General features: G+C 49.9%; 14 protein-coding genes. 2 read left to right on the top strand and 12 right to left on the bottom strand.

Features of this window, described 5'->3' with window-relative positions; genetic code table 11:
• Positions 1-40: 40 nt before the first annotated feature.
• The 10 genes from HPL003_RS16345 to HPL003_RS16300 form a co-directional block, all read right to left on the bottom strand.
• The gene (locus tag HPL003_RS16345; RefSeq protein ID WP_014280803.1) at positions 41-1063 is read right to left on the bottom strand and encodes an endo-1,4-beta-xylanase; all 1023 of its coding nucleotides are present in this window, start codon (positions 1061-1063) and stop codon (positions 41-43) included.
• A 40-nt stretch (positions 1064-1103) separates the two neighbouring features.
• A complete protein-coding gene (locus HPL003_RS16340; RefSeq protein WP_014280802.1) occupies positions 1104-2663 on the bottom strand; it encodes a glycoside hydrolase family 43 protein in 1560 nt (519 codons plus the stop codon).
• Positions 2664-3599, bottom strand: coding sequence for a carbohydrate ABC transporter permease (locus HPL003_RS16335; RefSeq protein ID WP_420795085.1), 936 nt, complete (start codon positions 3597-3599; stop codon positions 2664-2666).
• A gap of 17 nt (positions 3600-3616) precedes the next feature.
• A complete protein-coding gene (locus tag HPL003_RS16330; protein ID WP_014280800.1) occupies positions 3617-4591 on the bottom strand; it encodes an ABC transporter permease in 975 nt (324 codons plus the stop codon).
• A 74-nt stretch (positions 4592-4665) separates the two neighbouring features.
• Positions 4666-6351: a type 2 periplasmic-binding domain-containing protein gene (locus tag HPL003_RS16325; RefSeq protein ID WP_014280799.1), complete on the bottom strand. Its 1686-nt coding sequence runs from the start codon at positions 6349-6351 to the stop codon at positions 4666-4668.
• Positions 6352-6420: 69 nt separating this feature from the next.
• On the bottom strand, positions 6421-8004 hold the full coding sequence (locus HPL003_RS16320; RefSeq protein ID WP_014280798.1) for a response regulator: 1584 nt from the start codon (positions 8002-8004) through the stop codon (positions 6421-6423).
• The gene (locus HPL003_RS16315; RefSeq protein ID WP_043922417.1) at positions 7994-9817 is read right to left on the bottom strand and encodes a sensor histidine kinase; all 1824 of its coding nucleotides are present in this window, start codon (positions 9815-9817) and stop codon (positions 7994-7996) included. Before HPL003_RS16315 ends, HPL003_RS16320 begins: the two co-directional genes overlap by 11 nt.
• Before the next feature lie 49 nt (positions 9818-9866).
• The gene (locus HPL003_RS16310; RefSeq protein ID WP_014280796.1) at positions 9867-11393 is read right to left on the bottom strand and encodes a response regulator transcription factor; all 1527 of its coding nucleotides are present in this window, start codon (positions 11391-11393) and stop codon (positions 9867-9869) included.
• Between the two features lie 121 nt (positions 11394-11514).
• Positions 11515-11901 (bottom strand): hypothetical protein, encoded by a 387-nt coding sequence (locus HPL003_RS16305; RefSeq protein WP_014280795.1) that lies wholly within the window; start codon positions 11899-11901, stop codon positions 11515-11517.
• A gap of 30 nt (positions 11902-11931) precedes the next feature.
• On the bottom strand, positions 11932-14808 hold the full coding sequence (locus tag HPL003_RS16300; protein ID WP_014280794.1) for a glycosyl hydrolase 115 family protein: 2877 nt from the start codon (positions 14806-14808) through the stop codon (positions 11932-11934).
• Between the two features lie 106 nt (positions 14809-14914).
• Between HPL003_RS16300 and HPL003_RS16295 the strand changes: the two genes are divergently transcribed.
• The gene (locus HPL003_RS16295; RefSeq protein ID WP_014280793.1) at positions 14915-15697 is read left to right on the top strand and encodes an AraC family transcriptional regulator; all 783 of its coding nucleotides are present in this window, start codon (positions 14915-14917) and stop codon (positions 15695-15697) included.
• A 22-nt stretch (positions 15698-15719) separates the two neighbouring features.
• On the opposite strand, the gene HPL003_RS16290 is transcribed toward HPL003_RS16295, so the two are convergent.
• Both HPL003_RS16290 and HPL003_RS16285 read right to left on the bottom strand, forming a co-directional pair.
• On the bottom strand, positions 15720-17459 hold the full coding sequence (locus HPL003_RS16290; protein WP_014280792.1) for an SGNH/GDSL hydrolase family protein: 1740 nt from the start codon (positions 17457-17459) through the stop codon (positions 15720-15722).
• A 95-nt stretch (positions 17460-17554) separates the two neighbouring features.
• A complete protein-coding gene (locus tag HPL003_RS16285; RefSeq protein WP_014280791.1) occupies positions 17555-20977 on the bottom strand; it encodes a glycoside hydrolase family 2 TIM barrel-domain containing protein in 3423 nt (1140 codons plus the stop codon).
• Positions 20978-21133: 156 nt separating this feature from the next.
• Here HPL003_RS16285 and HPL003_RS29430 point away from each other — a divergent pair, with 156 nt between their 5' ends.
• On the top strand, positions 21134-21418 hold the full coding sequence (locus HPL003_RS29430) for a hypothetical protein (protein WP_193372615.1): 285 nt from the start codon (positions 21134-21136) through the stop codon (positions 21416-21418).
• Positions 21419-21518: the final 100 nt, after the last annotated feature.

Raw genomic sequence — 21518 nt, 5'->3', positions numbered from 1 at the left:
TTCCATTAATTAAATCTGCGCTTCCGGCAGATTCAAGGATTCAACGGTTCGCCAGTGCAGCAACACGCTCATAGGCTTGCTTCGGACGATGCGATTGATCGAATAAAAAAGGCCAGTTCTTCCGGCCTCTGACTGGAAAGCCGTCCAGCCAGGTATAATCGTCGGCAGCCCCCCAGAATGTGACTGCACTGATACAGTCGCGGTATTCCCGCAGCAGACGGAAAACCGCCTCGTAAAGCTCTGCTTGCCGTTCCAGCATTTCATTCGAAGGATGAAGCAGGTCGGTACGTCTGTCATCGAAGCGGAAGACCGACAGGTCCAGTTCCGTCAGTTGGAGCTGAAGTCCCAGCTCTGCATATTTTTCAATGGCTGCACGGATGTCGTCCAGGGAAGGATCGAACAGATTCCAATGCGCCTGGAGGCCAACGCCGTGAATCGGCACTCCCTGATCCAACAGCGACCGGACCAGCCGATGGATACGATCCCGCTTGTAAGGATGGGACTCATTATAGTCGTTGTAGAATAGCAGAGCCTTAGGATCTGCTTCATGCGCATATTCAAAAGCCTTGGCGATAAAATCAGGTCCGGCGATGTCCAGCCATTTCGACGGGCGAAGGAACGCCTCCTTGTCTGACTCCTCGTCCGAGATGACCTCATTCACCACATCCCAGCAGTATACAGTATCCTTATACCGTCCAACTACCGTTTGGATATGCGAACGGAGCCGCTCCAGCAGCAAGGCACGATCCGCTGGACCGCCTTGTTCATTCTCAAACAGCCAATCCGGCGTTTGATTATGCCAGACCAGGGTGTGACCGCGCATTGCCATCCCATGCTCCTTGGCAAATGCAGCTAGTCGGTCGGCATTCTCAAAGGTATACACCTCCTCCTCTGGATGCAAGCTTGAGAACTTCATTTCATTTTCCGCTGTAATACTGTTAAAGTGGTAAGCAAGCAACGATTTCTGAATCTCAATGGTTAGAGGATTGACCGCCGCTCCGATCTGGTAATCGTCTTTGTATAATTCTTTTAATGAAGCTTCTTTCCGCGTCGATAAATTCATCCTTTTCCTCCTTGGGCAGGCTATCGGTAAACACTTACGGCTACTTAGCCTGATACTTAAACCAATCGAAGTGCGCAGGTACTCCACTTAAGCGGCCATTTCCTGTTGCATACAGCCCAATGACTACCCCAGTGAAGCACATTTTATTTACAAAATCCTCCGGAGACAACGCCCGTGCCGGACCTGTAGCTATACTGGACCAGTTCTCGCCATCCTCCGAATAGGAAAGAGCATATTCATCCTCAGTCGCTTCAATTCTTAGCAAAAGTCGCTCCGCTTCTGTCTCATCCTCATAGACGATCTGGGATTCTCCACGAATGGTCAGACGCGCCATGACCCGATTGCGGTCTCCAGAACGCAACAGCCCAATCTCATAATGGGCATCCTCATCCCGGCGTGCGCATAATCCAGCCTCTTCGCCTTCAGCGGTTGGCGCAAACGACATGCAAGTGGTGAAGCTTGCCTGCGTATGCTGCTGCCTTTTGCCTGCGAAAGCGATCCAGCCGACATCCCCCAGTCCCGCCGCCTGTCCGCGCAGTGTCAAAGACCCGGGAGCTTCATCAAGCGAATAACTGCCATCGGCCGGATTTCGTACAAAGATCCACTCGGGTTCGAGATGGTCTGCGGCAAAGTGGTTCCGGCCTTCGCCCGCATCGGCGCCCGGCGCTTCAGGCGCCGCTGTGGGCAGGCGCGCAACCGACATTTCCAGCTTGACACTGCCCTCGTTATTATCGATATGCGGCCATCCGTCCTTCCAGATGACCGGAGCCAGAAAGGTTTCCCGACCGAGTACGCTGTAACCATCCTCAGTCAACCGAACGCCGAGAAAAACAGCCCACCAATTCCCTTTTACGTCTTCTACCAGGTCAGCATGGCCCAAATATTGAATTGGATGATCAAGCCCCCGATGCGTCAGGATCGGCTCCGGATAACGTTCAAACGGACCATAAGGATTGTTACTCCGTCCGATAATCTCCCTGTGTTCCTTCGCTGTTCCGCCAGAGGCGGACATCATATAATATATTCCGTTAATCTTGTATAAATGAGGACCTTCCGTCCATGGACCTCCATCGCCGCGCCAAACCACCTGCGGCTCCGAAAGCGCTTCTCCAGTCGCAATATTGATTTCATACTGGATGGCATGGGAGTCGTAGTCCGCTCCCTGCTGTGCGGTGACGTACACCTTGTCGTCATCGTCGAAAAACAGCGAAGGATCAATACCGCCGTATGGAATATGGATTGGATCCGACCAAGGTCCGGCCGGATCAGTCGCTGTAACATAGAAATTCCTGATCCCTCCTACATCGGTTGTGATCATGTAGAAGGTGCCTTCAAAATAACGAATTGATGGTGCATAAATGCCATCAGAGCTCTTGCGATCCGTCAGATCAAGCTGATTGGGTCGGTTCAGCACATGACCCACTTGTTCCCATTGAATCAGATTCCGACTCCGGAAGATAGGAACACCAGGAAAATATTCAAACGAACTGCAAATCAGATAAAAGTACTCTCCCGCTCTAGTAATGCTAGGATCAGGATAAAAGCCAGGAAGTATGGGATTTGAGTAACGAATGGTTTGCGATACCAATTGATTATTCATTTATTCCTTCACACTCCCAACGTTAAGCCCAACAACAAAATATTTTTGCATGAACGGATACACTACCAGGATTGGAATAGAAGCTACTACAGTGACAGCAGCGCGAATTGAAATGGGTGTAACCTGGGTAGCATTCTGCATTCCAACACCATTGGACACTGATGGATTGCTGTTGGCGTTCATACTAGAGGAGAGCAGCTTCATTAACTCGTATTGCAGTGTGCTCAGTTCCTGTTGGGACGAGGTATACAAAAAAGCGTCAAACCAAGAGTTCCAGGCACCTACCGCAACAAACAACGCAATAGTAGCCAGCACAGGCTTACAGAGCGGTAAAATAATTCTCCAAAAAATCTTAAAATCTCCTGCCCCATCTATTTTAGCCGATTCCACCAAGCTCTCTGGAATTGTATAGATATAGGTACGGATAACAATTAGGTTAAATGCGCTGATCATTGACGGCAGTACATATACGAAGAAATTATTAATTAAATTCAGGTCCTTCATCAAGAAGTAGCCAGGAATCAAACCTGCATTAAAATACATGGTCAGGACAAAAACTGTAGTAATAGGCTTGCGGAACACAAAATTCCGCCGACTAAGTGCATAAGCCAGCATTGTGGTCAAGAAAATATTCAGCAAGGTCGAAAGCACGGTGCGTGCAACCGAAATCAGGAATGCATTATAAATAGTGCCCGAAACGAATACCGCTTTATAATTCTGCAACGTGAACTGCCGAGGCCACAGATAGAGACCGCCTCTGATCGTGTCGTTCCCCGCATTAAACGAAACTACAATCGTATTCAGGAACGGATACAAGGTAACAATGACCAGGATAATCATAAATATTGTATTAAGTGTGTTGAAAACAAACGGCTCTAATCCCCTGCTTCCTGGACGGCGTCTGGAGATTGCAATTGTACTCTCTGGGCCAGACATCTGAGTTTTCTTCATCATTATAATAGCCTCTCTTCCCCAAGGCGCTTGGCCGTCCAGTTTGCGAGCAGCAGCATTGTAATGCTGACGACGGTCTTGAATATACCTCCCGCAGTGGCCAAGGAATAGTTACTTTGCGCAATACCGTATTTAAGAACGAAAATATCAATCGTTTCTGACCAATCCACAACAAGTCCATTGCCTAGCAAATACTGTACTTCAAAACCAGCTTCTAAAATATGTCCAATTGACATAATCAACAGAATAACAATAGTTGGCTTAATGCCTGGCAAAGTAACGCTCCACATTTTTTGATATCTGTTGGCCCCGTCAATATCAGCGGCTTCATACAAAGCCGGATCAATAGAGGCTATGGCGGCCAAATAAATAATTGTATTCCAGCCAACTTCTTTCCAAACGTGTGAGGCTCCCACTACTCCCCAAAAATACTTTCCTTCACTCAACCATAAAATTGGTTTATCAACCAAATGCAGCTTCATCAACATTTCGTTGACAATGCCGTCAGAGGCAAGAGAAGTGGCAACAATTCCCGTAACGATAATCCATGACAAAAAGTGTGGCAAATACGAAATGGTCTGAACGGCTCTCTTCCAGAAAATTTTTTTAATTTCATTAAGCAGCAATGCCAAAATAATGGCAGTGACAAACCCAAAAATCAGGTTGATCATACTCATAGCAAGTGTATTACGAAGGACACGTAAAAAATTATCATCTGTAAACAGGAACTTAAAATGCTTGAAGCCAACCCAAGTTTGTTCACCAAAGCTTCGTGCAGGCTTGTAATCTTGAAATGCCATCGACCAACCCCAGATCGGCACATAAGCAAATAAGACTATATAAGCAAGCAGAGGAACTGACATATAGATAAGTTGTCTCTGATCCTTGATAATAGCCCAGGTCACGCGTTTGTCTCTGCGTTTCTTCTTCGGGTCTGCCTGTTTAACTGGCTTGGCGCCAATTGCAATTTCCTCCATAGTATCAAACCCCCTATCCATTCTTATATTTTTCGGAAAGGGAGGAGTGCTCCCTTTCCGGTTTAGAAATAGTTCTATTTAGCAGTCCAATTCTCAATTCTCCACTTCAGCACTTCGTTTATTTTGTCTTCATAGGTCTTGATGTCAAGCTTATGAATCTCGGAGGTGTATTCGTTCCATACGGAGTCGAAGCTAGACGGACTCGACAGGATTGCTTTAGGCAGATACTTTGTAGAAAGCTCGTTCAGCTTTGTGCTGGCAATCTTGGCCGGAGAACCATCCACGATATCGGCGGACCAAGCCGGGTAGTAGACTGGGTTCTCAGGAGGAGCACTAAAGAAGTCAACGTAGCTATTAAACCCGTATGCCTTTAGAACTTCCTTATCGTAAGGCTTCAAGCTTGCTTGATACTCTTCAGGCTGATTGGTTGCCGTGGTGGCGTTGCCATCGCTAAAATAACCCTCCAGCTTCGGTGCGGTATTGTATAAAGCTTCTGCTTTATTGGCGAGCTTCCAGGCAGCATCATCAGCGTTAGTACGCTGCTCTGGTGTTTTCATGAAGCGACCTTGCTTATTAACATAATAATCCTGGCCTTCGACACCCCAAGTAAATCGCTTTTGCCATTTTTCATCCATAAGTTTATCGAGTACTTTGATGATTTTTACCGGATCCTTGGCGTTAACAGTAATACCAAAACCATTATTCAGATTAAGCGCTGGACGGTCCCGATAGTAATCCTTAATGCTGGAATCATATACCAGAGGGAAACCTACATATGTCCGCTCCAGCTTCTTCTGCACCTTCAGTGAATCCTCAGCTTTGAGGAAGTTCCAGTGCTGATCGAACATCCCCAGTACATTACCGTTAGACAACTTCGCCAAGTACTGATCATAGTTCTGTGTAAACGTTTCCTTATCGAGCAAGTCTTGAGCATTAATTTCATTCAGCTTCTGGTAGTACTTCTTAGCGTAATCTTTATCAGCAAAAATTTCTGCCACACCTTTGTTTACAACTACACCGCCATCGTTTGGATGACCAATCAAATGTTGTGGAGGATTCAGCAATCCCCAGGTTTTCCAGTCATAGTTCAGGATTTCAAAACCAATAGTTGGGCTGCCATCAATCGTTGGGTATTTCTCTTTGTACTTTTTAATCAGATCGAAGTATTCATCCAATGTTTTAATAGTTGGATAGTTGAACTCCTTGAGAACAGCCTTTTGAACCCAGAAGGCAGGACCACCGTAATAGGTATCAGCAACTTCACCATTGTAGACGCCATAGTTTGGCAAATAGTAAATATGTCCATCATTAGGGTCCTTCATTTGGTTCCAATACTTTTCATAGTGTTTCTTCAGATTAGGTGCATGTTTCTCGATCAGATCTTCCAACGGGATGACGCCTCCCGCAGCAGTCAGCTTTGTGTCTGCCGAGATCAGGTCCGGGTAATCCCCGCCAGCAATCATAACGCCGAGCTTCTGGTTCTTATCGCCCGCAAGAAATTCAAATTTGAAGGTAACACCAAGCTCATCCTTCATCATTTTGTAAAGCTTGTTGTCCGCTGTCGCCTGCTGTCCAGCTTCATTCAAGAAGACTGAGATTTCAATTGGACTTGCCGCTCCAACCTCTCCGCTGTTGACATTGTCCGCATTGGAATTTCCACCTTTGCTGCTGCCGCTGATTGAGCAGCCAGATAGAACAACGCTCAGTGACAAAAGTGCTACCGCTCCAATACGAAGTAACGATTTTTTTCTGTCCCCCATAAGACACCTCCGATAGTTTTATAATACCAAGTATGAAAGCCCTTACATTTAATTAATTTTAGTTTAAATTTATATCTGATCGGAAACTATATTCGAATTAAAGCTTTTCACATGAAAAGCTTTGATTTTCTTATATTCGTTTGGTGACATACCCAAGCGCTTCTCAAATTGCTTCAAAAAATGGTTATAATTAGTATATCCTACCATTTCTGATAGCTCGCTATTTTTATATTGGTTCATACGAAGCAGGCGACTTGCCTCTTCAATCCTCAGATCATGGAGCAATTCATTGAACCCGATACCGTTTTTGCGTATCAACAATTGTCCCAGATAGGTAGGATGCAGAAAAAATTGCTCTGCCAGCTGTTTAATGGTCAGACTTTCCCGGAAATAACTACGGATGTAGTCATTGATATCCTGCACGATCCCCTGAGGCTCAATCATGCTCTGTTTGAGAAGAAGTTCAAAGCAAACCTGTCCACAAGAACGCAGCATCCCGATCATATCGTCAAAAGTCAGCAACGCCTCGTCCATATTGGGGATGTCGAACAGATAGCCGAAAGGCCTCCTGTCGCTAGCAATATGAACACTCATATACGCCCTGATTTCGTGCAGAAGAAAGACGACAAATTTCCGAACCTCATCGGGATACACTCGCGTCTCCCGGAACAATTGCTCCATCGAATCAACAATCGACCGATAGCCAGCATAGTCGATGATTTCAAACGCCTCCAATATGCGTTCCAAAAGTTCCAACTGATTGTGGCAATGTTGAAACACGCTTCCTTCAATCATGTCATAACGGATAATGCGGTTCTCTTCCAACTCATAAAACGCATGCAGCAGCGCCTTGGTCGCTGTCTTGTAGGCTGCTCTGATTCCAGTTAGTGAGCCTGCCGAGGTACCAACTGCCATGAAGACACGAAAGCCCGCCAAGCGACGGGCCAGTGCTTCTATAGTCTTCTCAGCACTGAGTCCATCACCTTGATACGCCGAGTCGCCGAACACAATGACGAAATGTTCCATGGACAGATGCACCAAATATGCTGTCTCTAAGTCATCGAGTAATTCAAGTGCACACTCGCCCAGTCGTGCGGACTGGTCCCGATGCGCCTGCACCAGACATACATTCCATAAGTTGGCGGATTGGGACACAGATTCCATGAAATCGTTCCCCTCCGTGGACATCGATTTGCCCAGTAGTGCCTCCTTAATCATCTGCAACACCTCTTCCCGACGAGCAATCTGGCCGATGTAAATGAGCTCCTGTTCCTCCAACAATTCGCGTTGAATTGCCCGAATCTCCAGTTCAGTCTGCTCCTCATCCAAAGGCTTCAGCAAATACCGGGAGACTCTGTATTTGAGAGCCTTTCGAGCGTAATCAAATTCGCTGTACCCTGTAAGAATGATAAATTTCGTGGAGACATTCCCTCTTTGCCGCCATTGCTTTATCATTTCCAAACCATCCATTATCGGCATGTGGATATCCACCATCACCAGGTCTGGCCCCAGTTTCTCCATTAGCCTCAAACCATCCATTCCGTTGCCGCAAATGCCACACACCTCAAAGCCCAGCTCTCCCCAATCAATCCAAATTTGCATGCCCTCCAGTGCCCAAGGCTCGTCGTCAATCAGCAGCACTTTAAACGCCATTGCCCTTCCCTCCTTCTCCATCCTGCCATTCCAGCAACTGCATCGGAATTTCGAAGGCCACCTCGGTACCTTCTCCCACCTTGCTAGTCAGGTTAAAACTAACCCTGCCGTTGTAGTACAACTCCAACCGTCGGTATACATTGCGGATGCCAATATTACCTCCTATAGTCTCCTTTTCGCTGCGCATGTTGTACAAAACCTCCTTTAACCGTTCCTCGTCAATACCTCTGCCATTATCCGATACAACCACACGCAGCCGCTCATTGGCTACTTCGGCGCGGATTTTGACCACTCCAAGCCCTTCGATAGCCTGTATGCCATACTTGCAGGCGTTCTCCGCGAGTTGTTGAATACTCATCTTCGGTATCTTGTAGTAACGCGCTTCTTCGGTGATCTCGATGGAATACTCGAATTTGTCCTGAAACCGGAATTTCTCGATGCCGAGATACATCACGGTAAAATTTATCTCTTCCTCCAGCAGCACCAGATCGTCCTTCCAGTTCAGCAAGCGGCGGAGCAGCTTCGACAAGTTCTTGATGATGTCTTTGACATCCGTGTAATTGTTTTTGGTACTGACCACTAGAAGCGCATTCAGCGTATTGAACAGGAAATGGGGATTCATCTGACTCTGCAGCAGATTGAGCTCAGCTCGGACGCGCTCGGCTTCCTGGCTTTTTTGCTGAATCTCCAGCTTATACACATTATTGATCAAGGAATGGATCTGGGAGGTCATCATGTTAAAGTTGCGGATCAGATGCCCGATTTCGTCGCGCCCCTCATCGATTGTGATCAAGTCGAACTTCTCATTCCTTACCTTTTGCATATGCCGGGCCAAGCGCTTGACCCGGTGATTATACGAGCGCAGCATGACGTAAATGAACACTGAGGTGAACAGTGTAATCAGGCCGACCAGTATGCTAGAATAAAGCTGCATATCCAGCATGGCCTTGCTGACGCGCGTCCCCTGGGGCACGCCGATCAGCTTCCATCCCCGCACATAGCTGGCGTTACCGATCGGCATGATATGCAGATCGTTGTCCGCCTCTTTGTCCATTTTGAACAAAGGAAAACTGGAGATGTTCTCGCGCTGGTATCCGCTGTCCATAGATACGATGATCTCGTTCTGGTCGTTAACCAGATAGAGATCCAGGTAATCCCGCTCGCGGGCGATGACATCGTAAAAGCGGCTGAGATCGAAATCAATCCGCACCAGCTTCTGGTAAGAGTTGTTGACGTCGTAATTATCCATTTTCTCAACGACGCTGAGATAAGGCGTGGCAGTTGCGGGGGTTTTGGCCCCCATGTCCAGATACGCAGACACCAGCACGGTTCCGTTGAACGACTTCCACTCCTGATACCAGGGGCTGGCAAAAACCGATTCATTCAAGTCATAATAGTCGCTGCCGGGCACGATCGTCGGATTGTCCGTGTAAATGCCGATCCGCTGGATCTGATTGTTCACCGGAATATAGGATGTGACCCGATGACGGAGCTGTTCGTTGAACGTATTATAGAAATCCAGCGAACCCTTATAATCACGGTCCAGGGTCTCGTACAGCAGCTTATCTGTAATCAGGGCATGACTGACCGCAACTCCGCCATCAATCATGCCGTGGATATCCTTTCTCGCCCGCTCCAACGAGATTTGCAGATTCTGCTCTTCCCGCTCCTTGATCAGCCCGGACATCCGGTCCATAAACAAATAATTGATTATGACAATAGGTAGCAAAATCCCGATTACATAAATCAGCATGAATTTGTAATTCAGCGGGATATCGTTCACTATACTGCGAAATCTGAACTTTCTAATCATGGCTTCCACCACCATCTCCCATTGAACATTCTTTCGGCCTGAGCCGTCTCTATTCCCGCCGTCTGAAAGCAGACGGCGCTATCCCTGTTATCCGTTTGAACTGGCTTATAAAATAATCAGTGTTGGGATAACCGGAATTCGCCGCCACTTCGGCGATGCTCAGCCGGCCTTGTCGCAGAAGCCGCTTCGCCTCTTCAACCCGCTTGCCGTTCAGATATTCCCGGAACGACTTGCCGGTCTGCTGCTTGAACAACTGTCCCAAATAGATAGGATTCATATGGAACATCTGGGCAAGCTCCTGAAGCTGCAGCTTCTTCCGAAATTCCTGGTCCACATGCTGCACCACCCGGAAGATCGTGCGGCACTCGCTGCGTTCACGCTGCTCGCGGAGGGCAGCCGCTCCGCTCAGGCATAGCGCCAGGGCATACCGGCGAAAAGCCGGAAAAGTGGTTGTCTCCGTCAGCGTACCGAACTCTCCCTGTATGCCCCGCATGAAGGCATCGGCGTCTCCACCCAGCTCCTTCAGCTTCTTGGAGATACCCATTTCGAGGGCGGACAACTGAATCCGCACATATTCGATATCCGGTAGCCCGAGGGACGGTGCAGCAAGCAGGGCGTCCGCCGCAGCTTCAATCTCTTCGGGACTGTCCGAGGAGACCCGTTCGATCAAGGAAGCCAGGGCCGCTTTGTTCACTCCCTTCATGCGTTCGTTCCGCGGAAGCTCGTTGCAGGCGATAATGCCTCCCTCGTTATGATAGCGCTTCCATTTGAGCGCTGCCAGCGCTTTTTCGTAAATAGGCCGAAGTGCGGACGCCCCTCCCGTACCATAACTCAGCGCCGCAATTGCGGGAGAGGGAGCCTCGCCCGGCCACTCTTCACACAGCCGACGCCCAAGAGCCTCAAGCCGATCTGCAGCGTGCGGTTTCCCGGAAGCGACCAGGCCCACTCTTCCTTCGGGATCCGTGAACAGCTCCGGACGTTCCGGCCCGGCAAGCTCCGATATCTGACGCTTCAACTCTTCTTCGTTCATTTCCGTTTCAACCAGCAGGCAGCCGATCTCCTCACCGCTTCCGATATTCAACAAGGCCGTGGCTTCATTCTCAAGCTCGGTGCCCGCCTCGCCCTGAATCAGCCGATTGAGCAGACAATTGACGTACAGGGATCGGTCGCGGCGACGGAGCTCCTCCTTGGCCGTCTCTTCCCGGATCTTGCGGCTTATCTGGTCCAACACCGCCTCTATCTCATCCTCGTCAATCGGCTTGAGCAGATAATCATCGACGCGTTGGTCAAGCGCCGTCACTGCATACTCGAAGTTATTGTGCCCGCTCAATATGACAAACCGCGGCGGCTTTGCCAGCTTATGCTGTGAGCGGTCGATCAGCTCCAGACCGCTGACGGAAGGCATTTGAATATCGGTAAATACCAGTTCGGGCTGAAGCCGCTCAATCAGAGACCAGGCGGAGCTGCCGTTCGAGGCCTCTCCACAGACCCGGAAGCCATATTTGTCCCAGTTCACAATTGTGCGCAAACCCTCAAGAACCCACGGTTCATCGTCTACCAGCAGCACGTTCATCATCCATCCTTCGCCTCCTTCGTCGAATGAATCTTGCCCTTGTACACATGAAAGCGCATTTACGTTTACGGTTCAGATATCAAATCCGCCTCGCGGATATAAGTGACCCCGTCAAAGCCGACTTTCACAATATATAGCAATGCACAAAGGGAACCTTGCTTTGAGTGGAAATATATCTGGCATAGGCTTTAGACGGCAATTCTATAGAAAAAACACCTAAAGCTGGCTCTAAGTGTTTTTTTCCGATCTTCCCGGCCTGGTGCTCCCGCCGCCTCATGCGGAGCATTTCGCCGATCATCTGTATATCTTCCGGTTGTGCCTGTCGCCAATGCCGCCCCCTCGCTCCATGCTGCGCCGCTTCCGCACCCCTGTTTCTGTAGGAATCAATTCCGGCATGGATTGCAAGCCGCAGCGCAGCTCCTGCTTCGCCGAATTCAGCAAGTCGGATGAACGGGGTATAATCAACGCGGAACATTAGGAGCTGTAGTGAAGCCGCTTCTCCCCTTCTCATATTCCTATTTATGGTTCAAGCCTCGTAGACTCAAAAACCCAATCTCCCCTTGCAAAAGCTCTCCTCGGGGCCGAAATAGGAGCAGGGAAGCGGCTCCCGGGACAAGACCAGCTTCTGCAGCACCAGACCTGCATCCAGCCCATAAAATCGCAGGGTGTGCATGCCGGCAGTCAATGGATGCTGCGTTGTGGAAGTATGGACATTATTCATAACGGACTCCGACCAATGCCGTGATTCGCCCGCGGCAAACTCCAGGGGCAGTAGGTCTGCCGTAACCGGCGGATGATCATCAAAAGCTACCGCATATTTCAGCCGTCTATCCTCCGCCAGAGGGTTGGTCGGGGCTACATAAACCGTTACTGTATAGGTCTGTTCCTCCGCGGTGCAGACACGGTATTCCAGATATGGAGCATCCTCCGTCCGCTCAAAAAGGGCTGTCGTTGGGAACAGCTTCATGGAGGACAGTGAGCGCCCGTATCCCTTGATCATCTCCCAACGGGCCTCCCCGGCGGCTTCCCGGCCGCAAGTGTGCTCCGCTTCGATTGCAATCACGCCGTGTGCTTCAACAAAGGTCAGATCGGGCAAATCATCGGTGTGTACAACCTCTGCGACGACCGTTGCCTTTACTGTCTGATCGCCGCAAACCATCGTAATTTCCCCCGCTGCCGATGCGTCAAGCCGTTCCCAATCGACATGAACCCAAACGGTTTCCCCGGTCAGAACACTTCCGTGCGTCCGATCTGTCTTGATCCAGTCGGCGCTGGTCTCCAGACGATAAGCAAACGCCTGCTTTCCGGCATTGCTGACGGTTATGCGGCAGCGCTCCTTCTGCAGACTGGTGAATGGCGGGAGCGCTACCGTTCCGGCGGTAAAACCTCCGTCTGTCCCTTCGACATCAACAATCATCAGCGCTTTTTCCTGCGACTCGATATACTTGAACTCCGGATACTGCCAGCCTTCGTCATTCCAGTTTACATAGCCGATATGGGCGGAGGACATCATCCCCTTCCATTTGCCGCCGGATATTTTATGATTGTAGTCCTCTTGCATTTGTACATCTTTGGCAATGGCTTCCTCCACCAAAGCGGCATAATGATTGGCAAGAACACTCTGAGGCCGGAAGCCGCTGTATTTTTGATTCAAGCCCGCGTATATCTGCATTTTTGTCACATTGGCCGATGCTACGGCCGGATAATACACAAGCTGATAGTAAGCATCCTTCTGCTCTTCGCTCACAAGCTCATAATACGTCCGGGCGTCCTTCTCCAACCGGATCGCTTTCTCCAGCACCCGCTGCGCTTCGTTGTAGTGAAGCAGGCTGTATGTGTCTGCATAGGTCACTTCCGGCTTGCGGGCCCCGTTCATCTTCGTATAGTCCGCCAAAACCCGGGCAATGCCCTCGGCAGCCTTTGCATCAACAGCATGACCAAACTGCCGTTCCGCCCATGTCTGCAAAAATTCCGCCGTACGGTTAGGACGTTCTGTTCCCCAGGCCTCGAAATCATAGGCTAGCTCCATGAAATAGGAGAGGGGCAGTTCCATCGGCTTCAAGTCGCCGACATTCACAATCCAGAGGTCCCGGATTCCGTAGTCATAGGCCAGGGACATTTGCTCCCATATTTTCTCAAGCGGAACCGTATTAACCCATTCATAAGACCGGGGGGCACCATGGTAATCAAAATGGTAGTACATCCCCCAGCCGGCCTTCCGTTTCCGATCCGCGGCTTCGGGAAGCTTCCGCATATTGCCGAAGTTGTCATCTGACAAAATGATGGTCACATCATCCAACACGTCCCAATGCTTCAGCCCCTGAACCGTATCTGTCCCATGCCAGAATGCCTCCACTTCCTTGTAGATCGTCAATGCCTGCGGTGCATTGTCCAGGCCATGCTTGCGCAGCAAGGCCTTCTGAGTCAAAATGATGTCCTTCAGCCGCTGAATATTCTGCTCCAGGGTGCCGCCAAGAGCCGAATCCTGTTCGCCGCGCATTCCCAGCGTAATGATATTGGACAAATGCTTATTACGGATGACACCGTCCTCCCAAAACCTCGTAACGGCCTCCGTATTAGCCCAATAATCCCACAAGCCGCTCTCCCCATAATGATGATTGATCTTTTTCCATTCCTCGCCGGCTCGAGACATGGGCTCATGATGGGAGGTACCTATCACAATGCCGTATGCCTCCGCAAGCTCGGCATTGGCCAGCGGATGGCTTTTCCCATCCTCGCTGAAAACGGCGCTCCACATGGCCGGCCATAAATAGTTGCCCTTCAGCCGCAGCAGCAGCTCAAATATTTTCTCATACATCCATTCGTTAAAGCCGCCGCAATGATCCCTCGACCATGAACCCAGCGAAGGCCATTCATCGTTCAGGAAAAAACCTCTGTAGCGAATGGAAGGTTCTTTGGAAGTGAATTCCAATTCTTCCTTAGCAAAGACCAGTTCCCGCCGTCTCGGGGGATGCACATCGGCCCAATATACCCAGGGACTGACTCCGATCAGTTCCGAAATATGATACAGTCCATACAGCGTCCCCCGCTTATCGCTGCCCGCGATAACAACGGCTTTATCCAATTCCGGGCATGGGCGCTCCAAAACCCGGATCATATAGGTCTCACGGCGACTCCGCAGACCTGACACATCAAGCCTGTCTTCCGCAATCAGGGAATCAATGATATCATTATGTCCGACGGAGCCGGCGATGACCGCCATCCCGCTTAGCTGCGCCCTGTCTGTAATCAGCTTGGGCAAAACGGCGGTAACCAGCTCAATATCCTTGGCCAGTGATAACGAGATGCGCCTTATGCCGTCAAAGTCGGTTCCCTTCGCATCAGTGTATATGGGGCACGCCTTGCCATTCTGTACGAGAACAACTGTTTCCGTTGAGCATTGCTTTGCATCGTTCATGATCACAGCACCTTCGTTTCATTTTCTATTTCATAATCAATCTTGGCTATGCGCTTCCGGCACGTTGAGATAAGACACCGCTTCCATCACATGAGGAGGAGATTATTTGGATTTGGCTTATCACGAGCATCTGATCCCTCAAATATTCCTGTTTGTAGACCGCAAATGTTTTGCAGATTGGTCAATTGGAAAAGCAAAAATAGACTTTCATGATCTCACCTTCGTCATTAGCGGAAAAGCCTGCTATTACATCAATGGAGAAAAGGTCATCGTTGAAGCAGGCGATCTGTTGTACATTCCGGAAGGCTGCACCCGGGAAGCCCATACCTTCGAGGAGTCGCCCATGCATTGCTATCCCTTCAACTTTCATTGGGCCGCTCCGTCCAATGACGTCTGCCTTCCATTCGGGTACGTAAGCAAGAAAATGATTACTAAAGAGATCCTTGATTACATTCGTGAATTCAAACAAGTGTGGATGAACAGGCAGCCGTTCTACACCTTCCAGGCCCGCGCATTGTTTGAACTGATTCTTCATCGGCTGCTTTCCAATGATCACCTGCTATCAGCGACCACAATTGACCCGAGAATCAAAAAGGCAACCTACTACATTAACGAGCACTATTCGGACGATATAACGGTTGGCATCCTGGCTGAGCAGGCAAACCTGAATACGGTTTACTTCGGCAAACTGTTCAAAGAAACCACCGGCTCAACCTGCAAGGAATACCTCAATCGCATCCGCATCAACAATGCGGAGATGATGTTGTCCTCGGGCGATTTCAATGTTTCGGAAACAGCGGAGCGCTGCGGATTTCACGATATTTCCTATTTCAGCAACCTGTTCAAGATGATGAAGGGCTATTCCCCATCCTCAGCAAGAAAAAAATAGGAACTTTGAAATGGAAACATTTCTAAACATATCCGAATCCAAGTATAGTAAAGCGCTTTGTCTCATGACCAGCAGCCATGCGGATTGCCACCGTATGCTCCTCAGAAACCTGTTCGTTGTACAATATAATGGCATTGCAATGTGTCCAATTGTTCTCATGGGGATCGGCCATCTTGATATATTTGCCGTCCACCCAAATATCCGCGCATCCAAAATCGCTACTCCCCGAGTCCTTGAACACCAGGATAAGGCGTTTGCTGCAAATGGTTATTTTGAATTCGGGTGCACCATTTTCCGGATGATGCATCCAGTTATAAGGAAACTGGGGAGAGCTGTACGGGTGATCGTCCATTTCCACCATTTGCAGGTCTGTATCGGTCTCTGAAAAACCACCCATATCGATTGTGGCTATATCTCCAGCATTGCTGCGATCGAGCAGCTTCGTTTCGGCAAAATCGCAGCCGATGACAGGAGGCTTACCGGTATTCACATCCGCCTCATCGGGTGATGCCTCATCTGCTAAGTCGAACAGCCAACCCAAACAATCAGCCATCACCCGGTGCCCGGCATTGGCCGGATGGTAGATGTCGAAGAAAAACTGTCGTTTGGAAATCACATTTCCTTCCGCCTTGGTCAGCTGGAACTGCTCCACTACAGCATCCTTTACACTGACCATTGGAAGATCATAATGCCAGCCCACAGGTGACAGCCGTTCCTGCAGGTTCCAGTCATTGACAAACACGCTGAACAGCAAAATGACGACAGGTTTATTCGGCGCGTTCAAGGCCTTCAATACCAGGCTTTCATAACAATTGCCCTTTGTCTCGTCACCCGCGTCATTCACGGCAAATTCAACTACCACAATATCCGGCTCTACAGTTCCTCCCCGAAGCACATCCCGATCATAGCGGACAATGCCCAGCTCCGACGGAGTGCCGCCTACGCCTGCTTTTACCAGTTGGACCGATTCCCCGCCGTTTTTGCCGAACTTTTGCTTGAATAGCGCATAAGATTGGTACGCATAACAATTTTCATGAATCGGAACGGCTCCCGCCCCTTGTGTAATGGAACCGCCAATATAGGCGACAGTTACCTCTTCCCCTCTTCTGGCCTTTTCAATTGCAGCCTTCAGCCTTTTGTTATTGCCTTTGTTCAAAAGGGATTTAGCGATCATCTCGCGATAGGCTTGCGACTCGAAATCCACCGGCTCCTCCACGGAAACTTCGGGAACATGGAACCCGTCATGCAGGTAGAACATAATGCTGACCGTAGCCAGTTCTCCCGCCCGATCGAACAGGAAGGCAAAGCTCCCGGGAACATCATCATCCGTAGACCAGTCGCAACCCTCCATAACCAGCACGGTTTCCGAGCCATCTGCCGGGCAAGAAAGCTCAAGCCGGGTGCCGGATTCGTACTTCCTCGTTTTGCCCCAGTTATGGTACGCAACCCGAACGTTAGCCACGTCCGGGTTATGCGCCTTCACGGTAATCCCGATACTATGGACCAAGCGGTGCAAGCCTTCGCAATCGCTTAGAAGCGCCAGTATGTCCTCATCTCCAACTCCTCCCGTATACCTGGCCTTATCGGCCAGCCTCCCCTCCAAATAAATCTCCTGCGAAAAGCTTCCGTCCGGACGGGCGGTTCCTTCGATCATGGTTTCATACATAACGTAAAATCCGCTTCGTCTTGTCACTGGGTCTTTAGGTGCCTTGGGGCCTTCCATCTCATCCTGCTGCGCAAACCCTGAAAAACGTTCGTTCATGGAAAATATGTCTCCTTTTTCTTTTTTATAGTTGGATAAGGATGAAGCAGCCGGAGAGATCACATTTGATCGCACCATCACTCCCCGGATCACAATCAGCTAAACCGGAACCAGCCGAAGTCGAAATTGGAACCCGGCAAAAATATGAACGTAACCTTCTGCGGTCCCTTTAGCGGCTCCAGCGTGAAGGTGCGCTCCTCGTAGCCTTCGGCATACGCAAACTCTACAAGTTGTCTGCTTTCCCCTTTTGCTCCTTCGAACTGGATATGCAGCGTATTTTTGTCGATTGGCGACCTGCCGTATACAGTCAGCTTCGAAGCCCCGGTTTCGCCGAAATCCATATTGTCGAAGACTAGAGACACATTATTGCCGATTCCTTCAACACAACTCCGGGCTTTCTGGAAGCTGTCCCCATAGATGCGGTCGCACTCCCCGGCATGGTTTTGTTCAAGGGCTCTGCTCATCTTTTGAAAATAAAATCCTTTGATATGAACCTTCTTCCATAACACGAAGCAGAGAGAGGTAATGCCGCGAAGCCGCTTGGAAAGCTTGTAGGTCTCCTCCTGATACACATTCCACCGGCTTGGCTTCTGGTAGACCGCATCGGCCAGAAGGGTGCTGCCATCCTCGCCCGGCATGCCTTCCCAGATTTGCAGGGCATACGGGCTATCGTCCAGCGCAAAGATAGGAATGATGATCGTATCGGAGCCGTAAGCGCCAAAGTCAATATTGCGGAAGCCCACCTGGGTTTCCCCATCGCGGCTGGTGGCAACGCCCCGGTCATTGCCGTTCCCTACCTCGCCTTTGCTGTATTGGTACAATCCGGCGGAAATAAAGCAATAAGGGTCCAAATAAGCGGTGCCCAGGCCCGAAGCCTTGAACTCCAACTGGGAGATCAGCTTGGTCTTGTCCGTGCCATTGCGGCTTGTGCAGCGGAGGCGAAATTCTCCGTCACCCAAAGCGGTTACGACAGCTTCATGCCCCTTAGCCTCCACCTTGGCAATATTGGACTGGATACCGGCATCATTCACTGCATTCCATTCTACTTCCGTATAGGAAGTATTTGCGGGATACAGCTCGACCGTCACCTTTATGGTCTGTAGTTCTTTGCTGAACGCCTGGCCCATAGGACTTTTAATGTCCATTTTGCGCAGCGGAATCTCCTGTGCCGTTCCAACGATGCAAGGCAGCTCCTGGTTGCAGATATGGGCCGATATGCCCTGAATCATTCCTGGATGTGCCGGTAACGATTCCAGTTGCAGCACGCTGTCAGACAATCCCGCCGAGGATACCTTAACCGTAATGGCTCCCGGCTCAAGACCGGCCCCGACAATAGCCATCAGTTTGCCGCTGAACAGCCTTCTGCTGGTTCCTTTGTACGGATCAAAATCTGTACTGTCCCCGTTGTCCAGCCCCAGCAAACGGCCTGCTCCCCCCACCTGAACATGAACCCGATTATTGGCGTTTTCGACAATTCGGCCCTGATCATCTTCCATTTGAATCTCCAGAAAAATCAGATCCGTGCCGTCCGCCACCAGTTGCTTCTTATCCGGTGAAAGCCGGATGCGGCTGGCATCGCCGAAGGAGCCTTTAATATCGGTGGCAATTATGCAACCGTTTTCATCATAAGCCACGACCTTCAGTTCACCCTTCCGGTACGGAATTTGCCACCAGCCCACCAGCCCGGTTCCGTGCTCATGCTGCGGCTCGTGCGAGCCCAGGGATTCACCCTCGAAGAACAACTCTACCCGGGGAGCATTGGAAGCAACACGAACATCGATCAGTTGGCCTTCGTTAAAGTCCCAATACGGAAACAGATGAATCATGGGCCGGGTTTTGTAGTCTGTCCAGGCTGACTGGTAAATGTAATAAGGGTCTTTCTTGAAGGTAGCCGTATCCAGTTGACCGAAGTAGGAATTTTTCGTATGATACGGGGTTGGCTCCCCGATATAATCAAAGCCGGTCCAGATAAACTGACCCATGGAATACGATGTGTCCCGCTCCGTCAAAATGCAAAATTCCGGTGATTTTGCCCCCCAACTGGTCGTGCTGTTCCCCAATGAAGAGCACTGCTCATCATCATCCGCGAGAATGGATTTGGACAAGGGGAAGTGATAGACGCCGCGGCTTTGCACCACCGAACTGGTTTCACTGCCGTAAATAACCCAGTCCGGGTGCTCCTCATGGTGCTGGTCATAATATTTTTCCCCATAGTTGTAGCCTGCCAGCTTCACCAGGTCAGCGCATTTTCTGGCATTTTCCCAAGGCATGAAGTTGGAGCCGATCGTTATCCATCCGTTGCCCTTGGGGTCATGCAGCTCCACCTCCCGCATCAGCATCAGCGTCACTTCCTGGCCTCTCTCATCGGCATGGGTATCATATATTTCGTTGCCGATACTCCACATAATTAAGCTGGGATGGTTGCGGTCGCGCCTGATCCAGCTTTTTACATCCTTAGGCATCCAATCTTTAAAAAATCTCGCATAATCATAAGGCGTTTTGGGCCGCTCCCACATATCGAACGCTTCCGACACCACCAGAAAACCCATCTCATCCGCCAAATCCATCAACTCAGGCGCAGGCATATTGTGGGCAGTACGAATGGCATTGACCCCCATCTCCTTCAGCAACGCCAGCCGCCTCCGCAGAGCCGTCTTGTTGAACGCCGCGCCGAGCGCCCCCAGGTCATGGTGCTCGCACACACCGTTCAGCTTCACCTTGCCGCCATTCAAAAGAAATCCCTGCTGCGGGTCCATCTCGATATGCCGGAAGCCAATGCACTGCCCAATCTCCTCCAGCGCCGCATGCGGTTCCATCCGCTCAAGCCGGGTAACCAGCCGGTACAGCCAGGGAGCATCCACGCTCCACAGACGGGGGGAAGGAGCCTGAAAAGCCAACTTGCTCCGAACCATTGGTCTGGAGTCCGGCAGCACCACTTCACTGACGGAAGCCACCATTTCCGCACCAGCACGCAGTTCGTGAGTCAGCCTCAGCGGCTCGCACACCGCCGCCTCGGTTTCAACCTCCACCGTCCAGCCCTGCTCTGTCTGCTTCGTAGTTACATAAATGCCGTCTGTAGCAATATAATTGCGTTCTCTTGTTTTAAGCCAAACGTTCCGGTACACCCCTGCTCCAGAATACCACCTGCTGCCGGGACTTTGGTGCACCACCTTCACCACAACCTCGTTTTCGCCCTCCACAAGGGCCGGAGTCAGATTATGCTCGAAGGAGGAGTACCCGTATTTCCATTCACCTATCCACTGTCCGTTTACATAAACGGAAGAGTCCATGTACACCCCATCAAAAGCCAGCAGCCATTCCCGCTCGCCGGGAGATGCCTGAAAGCGCTTCCGATACCAGCCAATACTGTTCTCATACAAGTCCAGCGTATTATAAATCAACCAATCATGGGGAAGATCCACAGATTCGAACGCCAAGCCCGACCATTCTGCCGTACCCAAATCGCTTTTTGCAAATTCCCATCCATCATTAAACAGCACCTTTGAATTTCCAAACAATAACCTCGCCTCTTCCGGATTATGTTTGCCTGCAATCTTTCAGATATCTCCTTGTTCATCCATAGTATGGCATATTTCTCCTTTGTCGTCTTTACAGAAATTAAACATTCGTAGGAATAAAAAAAGATAAATTGGGGGCGCTGGAAAAGAAAACCCTTGAGAATGTTGCCTACGGACATGATTCCTTCGACCCCCGCAGACAAAGTTAGACGGCTCAAGAAGGACCAATTTATCGGGAGCTACTACACAAGTGATGAACTAAACGATTTGTTCGAAGTTGTGAAAGGCGGTCCGGTTGGGTTGGCTGTCATTCAGGCAGCTTTTACGGGCTGCGGCGAAGTGAAATTGTCGGACTTAAATGGGCCATCAACTTCCAGCATCAGACAATTACCATTAAGCACACGGTTATCCCTGTGTCGTATCAGGGCAAACAAATCATAGTGGCGAAAGACCGGGACAAAAACAAATCGAGCTATCTACTTTGCCGCTCGTCCTGAAAAAGCATAACTTGCGGCGGATTCGTTTCCACGATCTTCGGCAC

The sequence above is a fragment of the Paenibacillus terrae HPL-003 genome (assembly GCF_000235585.1).
Lineage (GTDB): Bacteria > Bacillota > Bacilli > Paenibacillales > Paenibacillaceae > Paenibacillus > Paenibacillus terrae_B.
Note: the sequence above shows the minus strand (reverse complement) of the source record. Positions and strands in the feature narration are given on the sequence as shown.

Coding starts and splice junctions, on each gene's coding strand:
- HPL003_RS16345 (WP_014280803.1), bottom strand. CDS start 1,063: ATGAATTTATCGACGCGGAAAGAAGCTTCATTAAAAGAATTATACAAA.
- HPL003_RS16340 (WP_014280802.1), bottom strand. CDS start 2,663: ATGAATAATCAATTGGTATCGCAAACCATTCGTTACTCAAATCCCATA.
- HPL003_RS16335 (WP_420795085.1), bottom strand. CDS start 3,599: ATGTCTGGCCCAGAGAGTACAATTGCAATCTCCAGACGCCGTCCAGGA.
- HPL003_RS16330 (WP_014280800.1), bottom strand. CDS start 4,591: ATGGAGGAAATTGCAATTGGCGCCAAGCCAGTTAAACAGGCAGACCCG.
- HPL003_RS16325 (WP_014280799.1), bottom strand. CDS start 6,351: ATGGGGGACAGAAAAAAATCGTTACTTCGTATTGGAGCGGTAGCACTT.
- HPL003_RS16320 (WP_014280798.1), bottom strand. CDS start 8,004: ATGGCGTTTAAAGTGCTGCTGATTGACGACGAGCCTTGGGCACTGGAG.
- HPL003_RS16315 (WP_043922417.1), bottom strand. CDS start 9,817: ATGATTAGAAAGTTCAGATTTCGCAGTATAGTGAACGATATCCCGCTG.
- HPL003_RS16310 (WP_014280796.1), bottom strand. CDS start 11,393: ATGATGAACGTGCTGCTGGTAGACGATGAACCGTGGGTTCTTGAGGGT.
- HPL003_RS16305 (WP_014280795.1), bottom strand. CDS start 11,901: ATGAGAAGGGGAGAAGCGGCTTCACTACAGCTCCTAATGTTCCGCGTT.
- HPL003_RS16300 (WP_014280794.1), bottom strand. CDS start 14,808: ATGAACGATGCAAAGCAATGCTCAACGGAAACAGTTGTTCTCGTACAG.
- HPL003_RS16290 (WP_014280792.1), bottom strand. CDS start 17,459: ATGAACGAACGTTTTTCAGGGTTTGCGCAGCAGGATGAGATGGAAGGC.